Origin of the sequence: Acetatifactor aquisgranensis (assembly GCF_943193215.1) — a bacterium.
In the GTDB taxonomy this organism is placed as follows: domain Bacteria; phylum Bacillota; class Clostridia; order Lachnospirales; family Lachnospiraceae; genus Acetatifactor; species Acetatifactor aquisgranensis.
Window position 1 is genome coordinate 1 of the sequence record NZ_CALPDH010000043.1, and the last position, 16,825, is coordinate 16,825.

Below are 16,825 nucleotides of genomic sequence, written 5' to 3' on the forward strand. Positions count from 1 at the left end.
TTATTGGCTTAAAGATTCCGAGAGATTATAATGATAAAACGGAGGATTTTCATATGTTATTGCAATTTAAAAATTTAACAATTAGAAATGCAACTGTTAAAGACGCAGATTTATTATCATCATGGTGGAATGATGGAAAGATTATGGCTCATGCAGGTTTTCCTAATGGGACTGGTGAAATGGCAGATGAAATTGCTGAAAAAATCAAAAGGGACACTGATGAAGACAGAAGACGTCTGATTGTTGAACTTGATAAAAGACCTATTGGTGAAATGAGTTATAGCAGGGAGAGCGAAGCTACAGTCGAAATCGGAATTAAGATTTGTGATTTTTCAGAGCATGACAAGGGGTATGGAAAAATACTTTTGAGTATGCTTATCTTTTCATTATTTGAAGATATGGGATATAAAAAAGTAATACTTGATACGAACGTAAATAACAAAAGGGCGCAACATGTTTATGAAGAACTTGGTTTCAGGAAGGTGCAAGTTAGGGAGAATTCATGGCGAAATCAACTTGGAGAGTTGCAATCTTCTATTGATTATGAAATGTATCGAGAATATTTTGTGAATTTTGCAAAATAAAAGGTATTTTATTCTCCAATTGTATCATGAGATGTATTAAGCACTTAGGTAAAATCTAAGTGCTTTTCTTATGTCCTATTTACAACATCAGAGCAAAAAGGAGGATATGAAAAACTGAATATTGGTTACTTATGGTAGCGGTTTATCCTTGTGGAAAATCAGCTACCTTTTTAATTTTCAGTAACTATCAATTTATCACAGAAAGAGCGAGGTGTTAGAAATGATTGAGAGTAAACAGGAAGTCAGCAGAGATTTAGAAAAGGCATTGCAGGCATTGAAACAGGCGCAACAGCGTGTAGCCAACGAAAAGAAAAAGCAGAACGAGAAGAAACGCAAAGCCGAAAACCACCATAAGTACATCATGGGCGGCATTATCGTGAAGTATTTCCCTGACTGCTACCGCTATGACGAGGGCGAGTTAAACCGTATCTTGTCGGTTGCCTTGCAGACAAGGGAGTGTCAGCAGATTATATCCAAAATCAAAGCGGAAAGCCGAGAAACCACTCCCCCACAATCCACTCTCCCCAATGCCGAAAATGAAAGCGAGGGCGGTACGGAATGACAAAGGCGAGGACACTGGAAAGCCGAGGTAACGTATCCACCCTGTTTACAGGGTGCGCACATACCACCAGAGGTGGTATGTGCGCCCTTCGGGGAGCAAGTTTCACTTGCATGGACTCCTGCGGAGGGCGTTGTCTGCCTTGCGGCAGCCAAAAGGGGAAACGACAATTCCCCTTCGCAAGCTGCGCTTGCTACCCTTTAGTGAACTTTGCGTTCAGACAAAAGCCAAAGTGCGGCTTTTATCTGCCCACAAAGTCTATGGGTGCGCCCCACTACCCTGTCGGCAGAATGTAGGTGTTGCGTATGGCTAATGTTACGAAACAGGCAAGCACACGTTTCTCCATAGTCAAGCGGAGCAAAGGGCAGTCGGCAGTTGAGAAAGCGTCCTATATCAGCAGGAGTATTCTTGTCAGTGAATTTGACGGACAGACATATCGACCAAAATACCATGAAGATTTAGTCCATAGCGAAATCACTCTCCCACCCAATGCGCCTAAAGAGTATGCAGACCGAGCCACCTTATGGAACACTGTTGAACTGTCAGAGAAAGGACAGAAATCACAGCTTGCAAGAATGTTAAAAGCGTCACTCCCCAACGATTGGAGTTATGAACTTGCGGAAGAAGTCGTGAGGGATTATGTGCAGAGGAATTTTGTTGACAAGGGAATGTGCGCTGATTGGGCAATCCATGACAGCGAGAACGGCAAAGGACAGCGCAATCTCCATATCCATGTTTTACTCACAATGCGCCCCCTCACAGAAAATGGGGAATGGGGAGCGAAACAGAAAAAAGTGTATGACCTTGATGAAAATGGGGAGCGTATTCCTGTCATTGACAAAAAGACAGGACAGCAGAAAGTTGACAAGCGCAATCGCAAACAATGGAAATGCCATACTGCCGACAGCACCGATTGGAACAGCAGGGAAAACGCTAAAATGTGGCGAAAGGATTTAGCTGACACAATCAATGCAACCAATGAACAGTTGGGGATTGCGCTACATTGGGAACACCGCTCTTTTAAGGAACAGGGGATTGACCGAGAGCCGACAATCCATATCGGGGCGGTTGCCAACGCTTTAGAGCGCAAAGGCATACAGACCGAGAGGGGCAACATCAATCGGGAAATCATCAAGAATAATCTGCTGTTGGAACAGGCGAAAGAAATGCTCATGCTTGCCAAGCAGGAATTTCACAGCGCACAGTACGCCAAGATTAAGAGTACAGCGGTCAGCGTGAAGAATGAAGTCATGGAGATGATTACAAAAGTGAGGGAGCGCAAAGGCAGGCTTGACCTGCCGATTGTCAGCGGAAAGCACCTAAGAAGAATATCCGACCGAACCGCTTTGCAGTCAGCCGACAATGCGGAGAAATTCATCACGACAAGGAAGATAGACAGCTTTGAGAGCCTTGCGAAATTCACAGCGGATAGGGAGCAGAAATACCAGCAGTTGGAAACGGTACATCTTTCCAAGGGGCAGAAACTAAGCCGACTAAAGGAACTGTCAAAAATGTATGCCCTCTATGCGCCAATCCAAGCCACCTATAAGGAGAGCCAGTCACTCAAAGGATTTGCGAAAATGAAATACGATAGGGAGCATAAGGACAGCTTATCGAAGTACCCCGAATTAAAGGAGCGTATGCAGAGCCTTTTGCAGAACGGCGAGAAGATAACGCCGAAACAGTGGAAAGCCGAGATACAGTCTTTGCAGTCCGAGTATGACAGTATCGGCAGGGAACAGACCAAGACCGCCACAGAGTTAGCGTATGCGGAAGTTATCAGCTATAACAAAAAGAACCTTGAAAGGGAACTTCAGAACGAGAGCCGACAGCATAACAGACAACAGAGCAGAACGAAACGGAGGGAGGAAGAAATTTAATGAAACTTCAATAAGGCTTTTGGGAATCCCGCCAAAAGCCTGTTATACTTTAGCCAGGATCGGATCAAGAAGCCGTCGTACTTCTAAAGCGCATTCTGCATAGAGCTGTAGGAATTCAAGAAAAGGAAAGATGCCAAAATACTGCCCGACATAAATGATGACTGATTTAGGCCTGGTCTCCTTGTAGTTCTTCGCTACGACAGGCAGGGATTTCCCTGAATACTTTTTCCCTTCGTCTAGGTTCTTGTAAATCTGGAAATAAAGGTATCCCACCAGCGTCATTACGATATGGTAGGTAATATAGTTGTATTTTGTGCTCTTGAAGTCCTCCGGCTTCCAGAAGTCCTTCATCTGTCGGAAGTCCTCTTCGATTTCCGGGCGCAGCTCGTAGGTATTTATGATCTGCCGTGCAGTCTTGCTGGTGTCAGTCGTCATAAATACAAAATATCTGTCTGTCTTTTTGTCATGCACGACACAGGCGTTGACCGGGACATCCTTTTGCGGCTCGTCGCTTTCCCATAAGGGACCCAGGTGCGTCACCAGCTGGATTTCCTGGTCCTTCCTCTTCCGGCTGGGGTGCTTCTGCCATTTCCCGCCGGTGGCGGCCAGCTTCACGGCATCCTGGTAGATGGACATGTTCTCCCGGGCAGGGATGTAGGTGTCCACCTTGCGGACGGTCTTGAGATAGTTCATCACCTCCCGTGACAGGAATCCCCTGTCATTGATCAGTATGTCGTTCTCGTGGAAGCAGGAAGTGTTCTCCAGCATCTCCCTGCACTGCGCCATGTCATGGGTCTTCAGTGTGCCGAACACGGCCTCCTCCACTATCCCTGAATCATCCAGGACGCCCCTGAGGACGCCGAGCTTATATCCGCGCATGGCCTCCCCGTCTATCTTTACCACTGAAGAATTTTCATAGTTTTCATTGTCCAGGTTGACAAGGACTTTGGTACAGTCCAGTATATGGATGCATGGCTGCACATCCAGCTCCTTCATCAGATGTTCCTGGACATAGTCGTTATAGAAAGAGATCCATTCCCCGCTGCTGTACTTCGCCAGGAGCTTGCGCATGACGCTTTCCGAAAAAAGCCCCTCATCCGCATCCCTCTCATTGTCCCAAAGGTTCCAGCCCAGTTCTGCCAGGAGCTCTGCTCCGGTCACTGCGAAAGGGACATCCGTAAGGCTGGTCTTGCGTTTGAGCTTGGCTGCGACAGCAAGGCACAGCAGGATGTCGAAAGGGATATGGCTGTTATCCCTGCGCTTGTCAGGCAGGGCCTGTGCAAGGTGTCCAGTGAGCTTATGTTTTTTCATCGTAAGGATGATGTCGTCAATCAGATTGGGGAATGACATTTCTGCTGCATCTATTTTTCCTTTGCGTATCGCCTCATAAACCTTTTCCTTATCTTTCCGGCATATCTGTATCATAGGCCACCTCCGCTTTGGTATCATGGGAATCCCCCATTCATTATACCAGATTTTCAGAATCTAGGCCAAAAGACTTATTGAAGTTTCAAAAAAATCTGATTGATTTAGCCGGGATTTCGGGGTATAATGGCATTGAGGTCATATACCTTTTGGGAATGGCTTTTGCGTTTCCTACTATACAAAAAGGAGGTTTATGGCTGATGGATACGGAAATAAAAAATGCGGTCAGCGCAACAGACCAGGACGCACAGTATGATGATAAGGCAAAACGCCTCTTGGGGAATAAGATTATCCTGGCGCATATCCTGGTAAAGACGGTTGACGAGTTTCGGGGAATGAACCCGAAAGACGTGGTATCCTATATCGAGGGAGAGCCATTTATCAGCGTGGTTCCGGTGGAGCCTGGGTTGACCAATGTGGAAAAAGAAGAAAACGGGCAGCGCATTGTTGGGATGAATACGGAAAATGCGGAGATAAACGAGGGGCTTGTACGGTTTGATATTATCTTTTATGTGCGGATGAAAGACGGCATCTCGCAGGTAATCGTGAATTTAGAGGCACAAAAAGATAACCCGACAGGCTACCATATCTTAAACAGGGCAGTATTTTATGTGAGCCGCCTTGTATCCTCGCAGAAGGAACGAGATTTTGTCAATCAGAATTATAATGACATAAAACGTGTATTCTCCATATGGGTTTGTATGAACATGGATGAGAACAGTATGGATTATATACATCTGACAGCTGATAAGCTGATAGGTTCTTATCCGTGGAAAGGCAGGCTTGATTTGCTGAATATTGTCCTGATCGGTATATCAAATGAACTTCCGGAGCATGATGAGAAGTATGAGCTTCACCGTCTGCTGAGTACGTTGCTTTCAATGGAATTAACCGTTGATGAAAAATTAGAGATTATAAAAACCGAGTACCATGTTCCAGTAGATGATGAATTGAGAAAGGATGTGAGCGCTTTGTGTAATCTTTCACAGGGAATTAGGGATAACACTTTAGTAGATGTTATAATGACCATGTATGAGAATAATTTTACGCTTGAACAGATAGCCGTTGCGACAAAAAAAAGCGTAGAGGAAGTTAGTGCTATCATCAAAAAGCGTGAGCCTGTACTGGCATAATTACAGCAACTAAATAACACATACAGTAAAGCAGTGGATTTGTTTTTGTTAGAGAAAACAATTCGCTGCTTTTTCTGTTTTCAGGAAGAAAGACAGTCATAACAGATTGTCTTTTTTCGTGCAAAGAAAGGAAAATCAAATATGGCAGATGCAAAAAAAGGGAGAAAGTAAAAGAAATCACTGACAAGTTGGAGGAAGGCTTAAAAGAGCTTTTCGAGAGCGAGAAATACAAAAACTACCTCTCCACCATGTCAAAATTCCATAATTACAGTGTCAACAACACGCTCCTGATAGCCCTACAGCGCCCTGACGCCAGTTTGGTCGCAGGCTACCAGGCATGGCAGAAGAATTTCAACCGCCATGTAAACAAGGGGGAAAAGGGAATCCGTATCCTGGCCCCGGCCCCGTACAAAATCAAAGAGGAACGGGATAAGTTAGACCCTGTGACCGGGGAGGCCATGCTGGATAAGGACGGTAGCCGCAGACGGAAGAAGTCGAGGTTAAAATCCCCGCTTTCCGTGCCGTATCCGTGTTTGACGTATCGCAGACGGACGGTGAGCCAATCCCGGAACTGGAGGCAAAAGAGCTTTTGTCCACGGTGGAGGGATATGAGGACTTTATCAAGGCGGTCACATTTGTTGCCCCGGTTCCGGTCAGCTTTGAGGACATTCCCGGTGATTCCAAGGGGTTCTTCAGCCCAACGGAAAAACGGATTGCAGTGCAGGAGGGCATGAGCGAAAGCCAGACATTAAAGACGATGGTGCATGAAACCGCCCATTCCATGCTGCATGATAAAGATGTAAACAAAGATATTTCTGCGCCTGCAAAGGACAGGAACACCAAAGAGGTGGAGGCCGAGAGCATTGCCTACACCGTGTGCCAGCATTTCGGTATAGATACTTCGGATTATTCCTTTGGGTATATTGCCGGGTGGTCATCAGGACGTGGCATGAAAGAACTGAAATCTTCCCTTGACACGATCCGCAGGACAGCATCGGAGCTTATCACGGGGATTGAGGAGCAGCTTAGGGAAATACAGCGTGACCGGGAAATGATGCAGGAACAGGAAAAGGAGAGCCTTTTGCTGATACAGAACAGCAATCTGTCCGAGTACAGCCTTGTAAATGTCCGAGGCATGGATGCTGCGGAGGTTGTGGAGGCCCTGTCCGCCATGAATGACAATGACAGGCTGAATATTGCCGCATATCTGGAGAGCAGGGGCGCATGGACTACGGAGATTGCCAATCAGGATACAAAAGAGTTTGGAGAACACCATTTGGATGTCCGGTATAATACCGACACAAACGAGGTCATTGATGTAAAAGTGGAAATGGAACTGAACGAGAGGGCAAAGGAGCCGATCAGTGCGGATGATGTGATTTTGAAAATTACACATTCGCGCGGTTTTGAGGTGGAGCGCATTACCAACAAGACACCGGAGGAAGTGCAGGAGATCATGGCTGCGCTTACAAAGCTGGAAGATAAAAGCACGCAAAATATCCGTGACTGTCTGAAAAGCTGTGGGGCTGATCATATCCCTATCATTGTGGACGGCGGCAGAAATTCCGGTACGCCGCAGTTTAATGACTTTGAGATTGACCTGGATAAGAAAGAGGTAACCATGATGAGCCACCTTTCCCCGGCAAAGCAGGCGGAGGGCATCATCAACCGACTGGAATTTGCCAAGACCGCTTTTTCCGATGACGAGTGCAACCTTATCGTGAATTATGCATTTAAGCTGAATGACATGGAAAAGACAAGGGAGCTTGCGGAGCGTATCTATTATGAGGAAACGGAAGGCAGCCAGGGAGCCGCCCCTGCGGTCATTGACGCACAGGCAGAGATTGACGCTCTCCCTGACCCGATGATAGGCTTATGGGAAATGGAGGAATATGGTTACACATGGGGTGAAATGCTGCCGCTGACGCAGGAGAAGGCATTGGAGCTTTTTGACCATGACCTGCCTGTGTACCTGCTCCATGAGGACGGTTCGGAAACAACGGTGAATGACCGGAAACAAATCATAGCCCATAAAGGCATTTTCGGTATTGAAAAAGGCGATTGGGAGAATGAAAAGAACCTGCGGGCTATGTTGGGAGAACTTGAAGCGGGCAGGGCAGGTAAGGAAGCACAGCTTTTATACGGGGATTCTGATAAGTACGGCATTTATCAGTTAAAGGACATTCCGGAAATGCGGGAATTCCAGTTTGCCGGCACGGAATCCTTAAAGCGCAGGGGCATCAAAAAGGACAATCTCGATGCCATTAAGCCGGAGAATTACAACCTTGTTTATGTGGGCGAGCTTTCCGGGCTGCAAGGGCGGACACAGAGCGCAACGCTGGAAGCTGTCGGAAAATGGGGGATATGATACAAACACGGGAACTGCTCAGAGTTTTCGTGTTTGTATATGAGTTTCCGTGATAATATGGAGTTTTGCCTGTTAGTATACAGAAAAATTAAAAAATGTTAGCGGGAGGAAAAGGGTTGTTCAATGGCCCTTTCATTTTGTCCTTTGATATGTTATAGTATATTTTGTATGTAAAAATAAATTCAAGGAGGAATCATGGAGCAGGTTTCATTGAAGATAGGCGAGCGGCTGAAAGAAATTAGGAATACAAGGCAGCTCACGCTGGATGATGTTGCGGAACTGACGGGTGTCAGCAAGCCCATGTTGGGACAGATCGAGCGCGGGCAGTCCTCACCCACCATCAACATATTATGGAAGATTTCAACAGGGCTGAAAATTCCATTGTCCTTTTTCTGCAAACAGGAGGAAGCGGAATATACGGTTACCGGACCTGACGAAAAGGATATGATTATGGAGGAAAACGGAGGGATGCGGGCTTACCCTCTATTCCCCTTTGACCCGGTGCGGAATGTGGAGGTGTTCTATATTGAGTTTGATGCAGGAGTGCGCCATGAATCACTGTCTCATGTGGCGGGCGTGGAAGAATATGTTTTTCTGGTGCAGGGGACGCTGAAAATGGTAATTGGCGGGAAGGAAGTGGTGCTGCAGGAAAAACAGTCAATACGCTTCCGGGCGGATGTTTCCCACGGATACCATAATGCTTCCGAGAAAGCCTGCACCGCCTATAATGTGATATTTTACCCGAATAATTAAAGGAGGAAACTGAAAATGTATGAATTGGTACAGGTCAGTGAGAAATGCTATTACATAAACTGCCCAGCGAAGATAGGCGTCTATGTGGCGGACAAGGAGAATGTCTATCTGGTTGACAGCGGGAATGACAAAGATGCAGGGCGGAAGGTTCGGCAGATACTGGATAAGAACGGCTGGCATCTGACGGCTATACTGAATACCCATTCCAATGCAGATCATATCGGCGGGAATAAATACCTGCAGGGGCAGACGGGATGTAAGGTTTATTCCGGCGGCATAGAGACGGCTTTCACGAAGTACCCGGTACTGGAGCCGTCCTTCCTTTATGGCGGTTATCCCTGTAAGGATTTGCGGCACAAGTTCCTGATGGCGCAGGAGAGCGGTGTGACGGATTTTTCAAATGAGAGTTTTCCGAAGGAGATTGAAGTGATACCGCTGCCGGGGCATTTCTTTGACATGGTGGGGTTCCGTATGCCGGACAATGTGGTGTTCCTTGCGGACTGCATCAGCAGCAGGGAGACGCTGGATAAATATGCGGTTTCCTTCATTTATGACGTGGGCGCATATCTGGAAACGCTGGATAAGGTGGAACAGATGGAGGCGGCCATGTTCGTTCCCGCCCATGCGGAAGCCTCTGTTGATGTAAAGGAACTTGTCCGTTACAACAGGGATAAGGTGCATGAGGTGGCGGACAGGATTCTGTCCATCTGTGGGGAGCCGATGTGCTTTGAGAGGATTCAGCAGGAAGTGTTCAAAGGCTATGGGCTTTCCATGAACTTTGAACAGTATGTTTTGGTGGGAAGTACGGTGCGCTCTTACCTTTCGTGGCTGAAAGATACCGGGAAAATGACGGCTGAATTTCAGGACAATATGCTTCTGTGGCAGAAAGCATAATTTTATGACCCGGAAACAGTCCGGGAGGCATATCGGCAAAGCACGGAAAATCTGAAATCCTATATGCAGCGCCAGTGGAGCCTTGTGGGAGGAATGGCTGGCACGTTCAGGGAGATGGAGTAAATGTGAAAAGGGACTGTTTTAGCGGTCCTTTTTCGTTGTTTTGTTAATACATTTGCACAAATGAATCTAAATTTGTACCCTTTATGGGAAACTACATCAGATGCGTATCGCTCCAGCTTTTCATATCTTTCAAAATAGGGATGAAACTTTTACCCAGGTCGGTCAGGGAATACTCCACCTTCGGCGGCACTTCCTGATAGATATAGCGGGAGATGAAACCGTCCTGTTCCAGTTCCCGGAGCTGCTTGGTAAGGGTGGACTGCGTGATGTCCCCAAGCCTCCGCCTCAGCTCCCCGAACCGCTGCACCTCATATTCCGCGATGTACCATAATATCGTTATCTTCCATTTCCCGCTCAGGATGTTCTGTACTCTGACCATAGCTGCACATTGGGGCAGCGGCGCTTTCATGTTGCTCATAGGTTCCCCTCCTTTTAACGGCATTATACTATATCCGTCCTATCTGTTCAAGGTACTATGATTTTTGATACCGGTATCATTTTACGCACTATAAACGAAAAAAGACAGTACTTTTCTTTTCCCCTGCCAGTTGCTATCATGTGATTCAGGAAGGAGGCGGACGGGATAAACACATCAGTGGATATAGCGGGCATCAGGTTAAAGAACCCGGTGATGCCCGCGTCCGGGACATTCGGCTCCGGGCAGGAATACAGCGGGTTCGTGGATCTGAACCGGTTAGGCGCGGTGGTCACGAAAGGCGTCTCATGCGTCCCGTGGGAGGGGAACCCAGCCCCAAGGATTATGGAGACGGCCAGCGGGATGATAAACGCGGTGGGGCTGCAGAATCCGGGGATAGACGTCTTTATAGAAAAGGACCTCCCTTTCCTCAGACAGTTTGACACGAAGGTCATTGTGAACATATGCGGCAGCACCGTGGCGGATTACCTGGAAGTGGTGGAACGGCTGTCAGGGCAGGAGATAGACATGCTGGAGGCCAACATCTCCTGCCCCAAGCCGGGGCCGCCGCGGTGGCGGTGGGGACGGCGAATTTCAGGAACCCCTGTGCCATGCCGGAGATCATCGGCGGGCTGGAAAAGTACATGGAGGAAAACGGTATCCGGGACTTAAAGGAGATCAGGGGTATCGTCAGTTAGATTTTTACAGACAGGAAGGAGAGATGTTTTATGCATTACACGGGAACGATATGGAGGCCGCCCTATGAGGCGGGGAGCGCACTGGTACAGGCGACGGCGGGCTGTACCCACCACAAATGCAAGTTCTGCACGCTCTATGAGGACGTGCCGTTTAAGTTCCGTATGTCGCCTTTATCCGAGGTGGAGGCGGACTTGAAGGAGATCAGCCGCTACTACAGGAACGCAAAAAGGGTATTCTTCACCGGGGCGAACCCTTTCGTCCTAAGTTTTGACAAACTGAAAACGCTGGCGGAACTGGTACGGAAATATTACCCAAAAGTGCAGTCCATCGGCTGTTTCGCCCGCATCACGGACATCACGCCGAAGACCACGGAGCAGTTAAGGGAGCTGCGGGGGCTTGGGTACAACAGCCTTACCATCGGCGTGGAAGCGGGGGATGAGGAATCCCTGTCCTTCATGCATAAAGGGTTCGGCACGAAGGAGATCATAGAAGAATGCAAAAGGCTGGATGAGGCAGGGATGGACTATAACTTCTTCTACCTTGCCGGGATATACGGCTCCGGGCATATGGAGGAAGGGGTGAAGAACACGGCGGAGGTGTTCAACCAGCTCCACCCGAAGGTCATTGTTTCCTCCATGCTGACGGTCTACCCGACTTCGGAACTGTACCAGGAAATCCAGGCTGGGAACTGGACGGAGGAAACGGAGATAGAAAAGCTGTATGAACTGAGGACGCTGATCGGCAGCCTTGACATAGACACCTATTTTGCAACGATGGGGGCCTCGAACTGCATCAACGTGGAGGGGCATCTGCCGAAGGACAGGGAACGGATGGTAAAGTGGCTGGATGAGGTCATCGGCGCTGTGGATGAAAAGGAGCTGCGCAGATACCGTGAGAACCTGCGGCATCTGTAAGGAGGGGAGCCATGATACAGGATATCTCCCCTTACAGGCTGGACACGGCATATGCCTTGACAGGAAAAACTGACGGCAGCAGAGTGGCATCTCCGCACAGGGCTTCCAGATGAGTTGATGAACATTAATATTGCTTATGAGATGCTTGAAGCACTGCGGCTTAAAAGGGAGAATACACTAAGGAGGAATGGGGAAAGGGCTCACAGGCCCTTTTTCCTATTCAGAAAACCGCTTGGGAAGCGGAGGAATCAGAAGTAATATGCTTACACGGTGGTTTGCGTTTGTGCCGCCTTGCGGGGGCAGCCGCCCCTATATCGGACGAAAGGCGAAAAACTTTAGACCTGTTTTTGAATTTTCCGTACTGTGTTTATGCCTTTCGTTCCCTTTCGTATGCCTTTCGTTCCCTCCATCCCAAAATAACAAAAAATCTGCCGATAAATTAAGTAACGGCAGAAACAGAAATCCGAGGTGATGAATTTTGAATATAGCAGTGGTTGATGATGAGGAAGCCATCAGAGAGCAGATTGGTGGATTCATAAAAAAACGGAATCCCGATTTTGATATAAGTAGTTTTGCCACGGGGGAAGGACTGCTCGCGGCAGAAAAGGATTTTGACATGATTTTTCTCGACATACAGATGGAGGGCATGGGCGGTATTGAGGCGGCGAGGAGCCTCCGGCAGTCCGGCGTGGATGCGGTGGTCATCTTCATTACGGGAATCAAGGAATATGTGTTTGAGGCTTTTGACGTGTCGGCGTTCCACTACCTGCTAAAGCCTATTGAGGAACAGAAATTCATGGAGGTGCTTGGCAGGGCGGCAGAGGAAGCCAGGAAAAGGAAAGGGCAGAAGGAGCGCCAGATATTCATACGGGCGAAGAACCAGGGGTATACGCTTAACTTAAACAGCATCCTGTATATCGAGAGCAGGGGGAAGAAGGTGGAGATCCATACCACGGACATGGAGGACATCATAGAGTCATATGCCACGATGGATGAACTGGAAGGGCAGCTTGGGGATGGTTTTTACCGCTGCCACAGGGGGTATCTGGTCAACATGGCGCACATAGCGAGGTATGACAGTGACAGCATCTTCCTTTCCAGCGGCGAGAAGGTTTACCTGACGAGGAAGAAGCACAATGAGTTTGTAAAGGCGTATATGTGGTATCTGCAGAATGGAGGGGTGTCCTGTGTATGAAGTGGTGAATGGCCTGTTGGGAGTGTTCTCTGCCATGTTCCAGGGATGCTGCCTGCAGCATTTCTTCGGGAGTTTTCTGGAGGGAAGGATAAGGGGACGCCATGCGGGATTATGGACTGTATTTTTGTATGCTGTGCTGAAGCTTGGAATGGATTTGATTCTGCCCTCAGATTATGGGAGTGTAAGGATTTTTGCGAAACTGGCACTGACCCTGTGCATCCTGACCATTCTTGCAGTGTGCTGTTACAGGGCGGCCGGAAAAATAAAGGTCTTCCTTGTGGTCGCTTTTCTTGCAACAGGCGAGTTCAGCTTTTTTCTGGCATATAATGTCTGCTGGCTGGGGAGCAATCTTTATTCCGTATGGATGTGGTGTGCGGAAAAAGGATATATTGCATCAATTGACGTTTTTGACGGATTATTGAAGGCCACCACATTGGGGATATCAGCGACAATGCATATCGTTTCCATAGTGATACTGTTTGTTTCCCTGAAAAGCATTGTAAGGAGTTTCAGGGAAAAGGATTATGCCATCCGCCGGATGGAATTATTGTTTATTTTAGCGCCCAGCATGACGGCGGTGTTTATCTGCACATTACTGCGTATGGTTTTAGTCACGATAGAGGATGGAATCCCGGCATCCTTATACGACAGATATCCGTCATTGACAGTTATGGTGCCGGTTGTCCTTCTGCTGTCCTTCCTGTCCATTCTGTTCGGAGTAAAGCTTTTTCAGGACATGATTTACTGGAACAGGGAAAAAAGCAGCCGGATTATTCTGGAGAAACAGGTCAGCAGCCTGCAGGAGCATATGGGGGAGATGGAGCGCGTCTATTCCGGGATACGGGGGATGAGGCACGATATGAAGAATACGATCTCCGTCATCATGCAGCTTGCGGCAGGGAAGGAGGAAGGGCTGCAGGTATATCTGGAGGAACTGAGCCGGACGATGGACAGACTGGAATTCCGTTTTAAGACAGGGAATACGGTGGTGGATACCCTGCTGAACATGAAATACCATGAGATTGCCGGCACGGTGCCGGATCTGCGTATGGATGTGGAAGGGCTGCAGTTCCCTGAAAAACTGTCCATCCAAAGTTATGATATCGGCATTATTTTAGGGAATGCGCTGGACAACGCAATAGAGGCGTGCCGGAAACTGAAAGCGATCGAACCGGATGCGGAAACCTTTATCCGCATCAGCTCATTCCAAAAGCGGGAGCTGTTTTTCCTGAAAGTGGAGAACAGCTTTGACGGGAGGGTTGTGAGGAGACCGCAGAATGAGTTCCCCATGACGGACAAGGCGGACAGGGAGAATCATGGGATAGGGATGGTCAACATCAAAAGCACAGCGGAGAAATATCAGGGGACAATGGATTTTAAGGTAAACGGCAGGGTGTTCATCCTGTCTGTGATGATGAAAAATGAGAGGAGAGAGGGAGATGGATTTCGGAGTGACAGGTAAATTGGGAGGGTGCTATCTGGCGGAGCAGTACCGGAAGAATGCGGCGGCTGATAAGAATGGAGGCGTGAGTTTTGCGGAGCTTGCGGCGGCGAAAGCGGTGGGGAAGTCGGATGTATCGGGAATGAGTTTTAAGGATATGTGGCAGGCAAGGTTTCCCGGAACGTACTACAACGTGATAGACACATCCAAGATTGACGGTTCCTTATGGGGGAGGAATGATTATCCCTGGGATAAGTATTTCAGCAATCATGCGGATGATTCTGTTCTGGACTGGAAACCATCGGGTGTGGAGCCTGCCATGCTTGACTCTAAAGTGCAGGCAAAAATCAATTCCACCATAGGCAAGAAGGCCATTGTTGTACCGCCGGAATTGGAAGAAAAGATGAAGAATGACCCGGAACTGGCAAAGCGTGTCATGGCAAAGGTTGAAGGATTTATTGCAGAGCAGGATACAATGAATCCAAATCCCCGGAAGGGCTATCTGATTGCATTAGATGGGAATGGAGATATTGCGCATGTCTGCGTGACAAGTGAAAAGATGTCAGTGTCATCGGCAGAATTCATAGAAGCCCGCAAAGCTAGGGAAGAGAAACACGCTGAGTATGAGAGGCTGGCGGAAGAAAGTGCCCTGAAACGCAGACTGATGGAGAAGGAAGCGGACGAGAGATATTATAAGGACAGCATGACCAAAAAGGCAGTTTCGATTGCCGCATATGAGGCGGCAGGCATTTTGAAGTAAGGATATAGTTGCTCGGACTTATTGCAAGGGAGCGGATTCAGCCCTGAATGACAGAAGGACTGTGATACAAATAGTTTTGGAAGGAGCAGAATTATTTATGAGCATTTCAGGAGTAAACAGAGCTTTGGCGGACGCATATCAGTACGCCAATAGGACACAGAAAACATCGGCAAGTGGGGCGAGTTTTACAGAACAGTTACAGTTGCAGAAAACGGGAGAAACGGCAGACACATCAAAAGCGGATGCTTACACAGAATATCTGCGGTCAAAGTATGGCAATGTGAGAATCCAGAGTATCGGGAAAGACCAGAAGAGCCTTGACAGGGCAGGAAAGAGCATGAGCGGCAATGATGTTGTGATTGCCCCGAACATTCTGGAGCAGATGGCAAATGACCCGGAAAAGGCGGCTTATTACGAGGGAAAGATAGATGACTTCTTTGAAGCCACGCCGAGATTGAAAGCATCCTTTGCGGCGCAGGGGCTTGATTACCAGCCGTGCGGGGTAGTCGTCCATGAGGATGGGAGCGTTACCTATATCGGCGGATGCGGCGATTCCCCGGAGCGTGTGGCGGAGGTGAATGCAATCAATAAGGCAAAGCGGGAGAAAGAAGCCGCACAGAGGGAAGCAAGTATGGAGCGCAGCCAGGAGGCGGCGGAAGAGCGGAAACAGCAGATGGAAATAGCTTACAGGAAACAGGCTGTGGCGGAGTTTTTTGCCAGTCGCGCAGTGGATATGAGCAGAGTTACATATACGGAAGCACCGGGAGTTATGGGTTCTGCGTTTGCGGCATATGAACAGAACATTATGGAAGCGGCGGGGATTATGGAAGCGGCGGGCATTATGAAGTAGGGAAGATTATGCCCGGACTTACCGCAAGGGGGCATGGGCGGCCCTGAATGACAGAGGGGACGCAGGTAAGATTTTTTGAAGGAGGATAATATTATGTCAATGGAGATTACCGGGAATCTTCCTGACTATGCAGTCAGGAAGCAGAATCACAGCGATTATGGGAAAGGCTACACAAATACTGCAAAGGAAAGCAATGTGACAACAAGCACGGTGGAACTGAAAACCTCAACCGGTGGAACAAAAACGGAACAGATCAAGACAGGGTACAGCAATGTCAATGACTATTCCAAATACTTGCAGGGCAAGTACAGCTATATGAATTCGGGTACAACCTCCATGCAGGGCGTCCCGACAACGGTATCCGTATCGGGTGCTTTCCTGAAGAAATGCATGAACGACCCGGAAAAAGCAAAATATCTGGAAGAAAATCTGGCGGCATTGCCGGACTGTGCGAAAAGCGCAGTATCAAGCTGTCGTGGAACACTGACCAATCTCAGCTACAGTGTTGACGCAAATGGGAATATTTCAGTAGCAATCTCCGGTACAAGTGACCCGGATGGAAAAATAGCCAAAGAAAATGCGGAACGGCGGGCGAAAGAGAAGAAAGCAGCCGAAGAAAAGGCCGCCGAGAGGCGCAAGGAGAAAAAGGCAGAGGAAAAAAAGGCGGCGGAACGGCGGGCAGAGAGAAAAGAGCAGATGGATAAATTGACGGAAGGTACGTTCACGGTATCTGCCACTGGCACGAATGTGAAAAGCGTTACACAGAATATTGTTGCGGCGGTATCTGGCACATCATCACCCACAGGGGGCAGTTTTGACATAAAGGCATAAA

The 16,825-nt window shown here is 48.1% G+C and carries 15 protein-coding genes and 2 pseudogenes; 15 read left to right on the plus strand and 2 right to left on the minus strand.

The features are described from left to right. The 3 genes from NFS35_RS25115 to NFS35_RS25125 all read left to right on the plus strand — a co-directional run. A partial coding sequence (locus NFS35_RS25115) for a GNAT family N-acetyltransferase (protein ID WP_330640449.1) occupies positions 1 to 584 on the plus strand: 584 nt, incomplete at its 5' end. A 220-nt stretch (positions 585 to 804) separates the two neighbouring features. Further along, positions 805 to 1,146 carry a hypothetical protein gene (locus tag NFS35_RS25120; RefSeq protein ID WP_251209781.1) on the plus strand — a complete coding sequence of 114 codons (342 nt, stop codon included), beginning with the start codon at positions 805 to 807 and terminating at the stop codon, positions 1,144 to 1,146. A 302-nt stretch (positions 1,147 to 1,448) separates the two neighbouring features. Beyond that, positions 1,449 to 3,023 carry a MobA/MobL family protein gene (locus tag NFS35_RS25125; RefSeq protein ID WP_251209782.1) on the plus strand — a complete coding sequence of 525 codons (1,575 nt, stop codon included), beginning with the start codon at positions 1,449 to 1,451 and terminating at the stop codon, positions 3,021 to 3,023. A 42-nt stretch (positions 3,024 to 3,065) separates the two neighbouring features. Here the strand turns inward: NFS35_RS25125 and NFS35_RS25130 are convergent, their stop codons facing one another. Continuing rightward, on the minus strand, positions 3,066 to 4,448 hold the full coding sequence (locus tag NFS35_RS25130; protein WP_251209783.1) for a transposase: 1,383 nt from the start codon (positions 4,446 to 4,448) through the stop codon (positions 3,066 to 3,068). A 200-nt stretch (positions 4,449 to 4,648) separates the two neighbouring features. Here NFS35_RS25130 and NFS35_RS25135 point away from each other — a divergent pair, with 200 nt between their 5' ends. The 5 genes and pseudogenes from NFS35_RS25135 (at position 4,649) to NFS35_RS25150 (ending at position 9,596) form a co-directional block, all read left to right on the plus strand. After that, positions 4,649 to 5,581 (plus strand): Rpn family recombination-promoting nuclease/putative transposase, encoded by a 933-nt coding sequence (locus NFS35_RS25135; RefSeq protein ID WP_251209818.1) that lies wholly within the window; start codon positions 4,649 to 4,651, stop codon positions 5,579 to 5,581. Positions 5,582 to 5,769: 188 nt separating this feature from the next. Beyond that, a pseudogene (locus tag NFS35_RS30075) lies at positions 5,770 to 5,982 on the plus strand (ArdC-like ssDNA-binding domain-containing protein); the annotation flags it as partial. A gap of 128 nt (positions 5,983 to 6,110) precedes the next feature. Next, entirely contained in the window at positions 6,111 to 7,949 is a 1,839-nt protein-coding gene (locus NFS35_RS25140; RefSeq protein ID WP_330640451.1) for an ImmA/IrrE family metallo-endopeptidase, read from the plus strand. A 195-nt stretch (positions 7,950 to 8,144) separates the two neighbouring features. After that, positions 8,145 to 8,702 carry a helix-turn-helix domain-containing protein gene (locus NFS35_RS25145; RefSeq protein WP_251209784.1) on the plus strand — a complete coding sequence of 186 codons (558 nt, stop codon included), beginning with the start codon at positions 8,145 to 8,147 and terminating at the stop codon, positions 8,700 to 8,702. Between the two features lie 15 nt (positions 8,703 to 8,717). After that, on the plus strand, positions 8,718 to 9,596 hold the full coding sequence (locus tag NFS35_RS25150) for an MBL fold metallo-hydrolase (protein WP_251209785.1): 879 nt from the start codon (positions 8,718 to 8,720) through the stop codon (positions 9,594 to 9,596). A gap of 214 nt (positions 9,597 to 9,810) precedes the next feature. Here the strand turns inward: NFS35_RS25150 and NFS35_RS25155 are convergent, their stop codons facing one another. Further along, complete coding sequence (locus NFS35_RS25155; RefSeq protein ID WP_016213899.1) at positions 9,811 to 10,137, minus strand: winged helix-turn-helix transcriptional regulator; 327 nt, start codon at positions 10,135 to 10,137, stop codon at positions 9,811 to 9,813. A gap of 165 nt (positions 10,138 to 10,302) precedes the next feature. On the opposite strand from NFS35_RS25155, the pseudogene NFS35_RS25160 reads away from it, so the two are divergent. From NFS35_RS25160 to NFS35_RS25190, 7 genes and pseudogenes are all read left to right on the plus strand, one after another. Beyond that, positions 10,303 to 10,689, plus strand: a pseudogene (locus NFS35_RS25160) (dihydroorotate dehydrogenase); the annotation flags it as partial. Between the two features lie 173 nt (positions 10,690 to 10,862). After that, positions 10,863 to 11,747: a radical SAM protein gene (locus tag NFS35_RS25165; protein WP_251209786.1), complete on the plus strand. Its 885-nt coding sequence runs from the start codon at positions 10,863 to 10,865 to the stop codon at positions 11,745 to 11,747. 478 nt (positions 11,748 to 12,225) lie between these two features. Beyond that, positions 12,226 to 12,942, plus strand: a complete 717-nt coding sequence (locus NFS35_RS25170) for a LytR/AlgR family response regulator transcription factor (RefSeq protein ID WP_251209787.1) — start codon at positions 12,226 to 12,228, stop codon at positions 12,940 to 12,942. Beyond that, a complete protein-coding gene (locus NFS35_RS25175) occupies positions 12,935 to 14,404 on the plus strand; it encodes a sensor histidine kinase (RefSeq protein WP_251209788.1) in 1,470 nt (489 codons plus the stop codon). Before NFS35_RS25170 ends, NFS35_RS25175 begins: the two co-directional genes overlap by 8 nt. Next, the gene (locus tag NFS35_RS25180) at positions 14,382 to 15,143 is read left to right on the plus strand and encodes a hypothetical protein (protein WP_251209789.1); all 762 of its coding nucleotides are present in this window, start codon (positions 14,382 to 14,384) and stop codon (positions 15,141 to 15,143) included. Before NFS35_RS25175 ends, NFS35_RS25180 begins: the two co-directional genes overlap by 23 nt. A gap of 97 nt (positions 15,144 to 15,240) precedes the next feature. After that, positions 15,241 to 15,993, plus strand: coding sequence for a DUF6033 family protein (locus NFS35_RS25185; protein WP_251209790.1), 753 nt, complete (start codon positions 15,241 to 15,243; stop codon positions 15,991 to 15,993). 93 nt (positions 15,994 to 16,086) lie between these two features. Beyond that, positions 16,087 to 16,824 carry a DUF6033 family protein gene (locus NFS35_RS25190; protein WP_251209791.1) on the plus strand — a complete coding sequence of 246 codons (738 nt, stop codon included), beginning with the start codon at positions 16,087 to 16,089 and terminating at the stop codon, positions 16,822 to 16,824. Position 16,825 lies beyond the last annotated feature (1 nt).

Bases quoted from the DNA above. Each gene is read 5' to 3' on its own strand.
- NFS35_RS25120 (WP_251209781.1), top strand. From the start codon at position 805: ATGATTGAGAGTAAACAGGAAGTCAGCAGAGATTTAGAAAAGGCATTG.
- NFS35_RS25125 (WP_251209782.1), top strand. From the start codon at position 1,449: ATGGCTAATGTTACGAAACAGGCAAGCACACGTTTCTCCATAGTCAAG.
- NFS35_RS25130 (WP_251209783.1), bottom strand. From the start codon at position 4,448: ATGATACAGATATGCCGGAAAGATAAGGAAAAGGTTTATGAGGCGATA.
- NFS35_RS25135 (WP_251209818.1), top strand. From the start codon at position 4,649: ATGGATACGGAAATAAAAAATGCGGTCAGCGCAACAGACCAGGACGCA.
- NFS35_RS25145 (WP_251209784.1), top strand. From the start codon at position 8,145: ATGGAGCAGGTTTCATTGAAGATAGGCGAGCGGCTGAAAGAAATTAGG.
- NFS35_RS25150 (WP_251209785.1), top strand. From the start codon at position 8,718: ATGTATGAATTGGTACAGGTCAGTGAGAAATGCTATTACATAAACTGC.
- NFS35_RS25155 (WP_016213899.1), bottom strand. From the start codon at position 10,137: ATGAGCAACATGAAAGCGCCGCTGCCCCAATGTGCAGCTATGGTCAGA.
- NFS35_RS25165 (WP_251209786.1), top strand. From the start codon at position 10,863: ATGCATTACACGGGAACGATATGGAGGCCGCCCTATGAGGCGGGGAGC.
- NFS35_RS25180 (WP_251209789.1), top strand. From the start codon at position 14,382: ATGGATTTCGGAGTGACAGGTAAATTGGGAGGGTGCTATCTGGCGGAG.
- NFS35_RS25185 (WP_251209790.1), top strand. From the start codon at position 15,241: ATGAGCATTTCAGGAGTAAACAGAGCTTTGGCGGACGCATATCAGTAC.
- NFS35_RS25190 (WP_251209791.1), top strand. From the start codon at position 16,087: ATGTCAATGGAGATTACCGGGAATCTTCCTGACTATGCAGTCAGGAAG.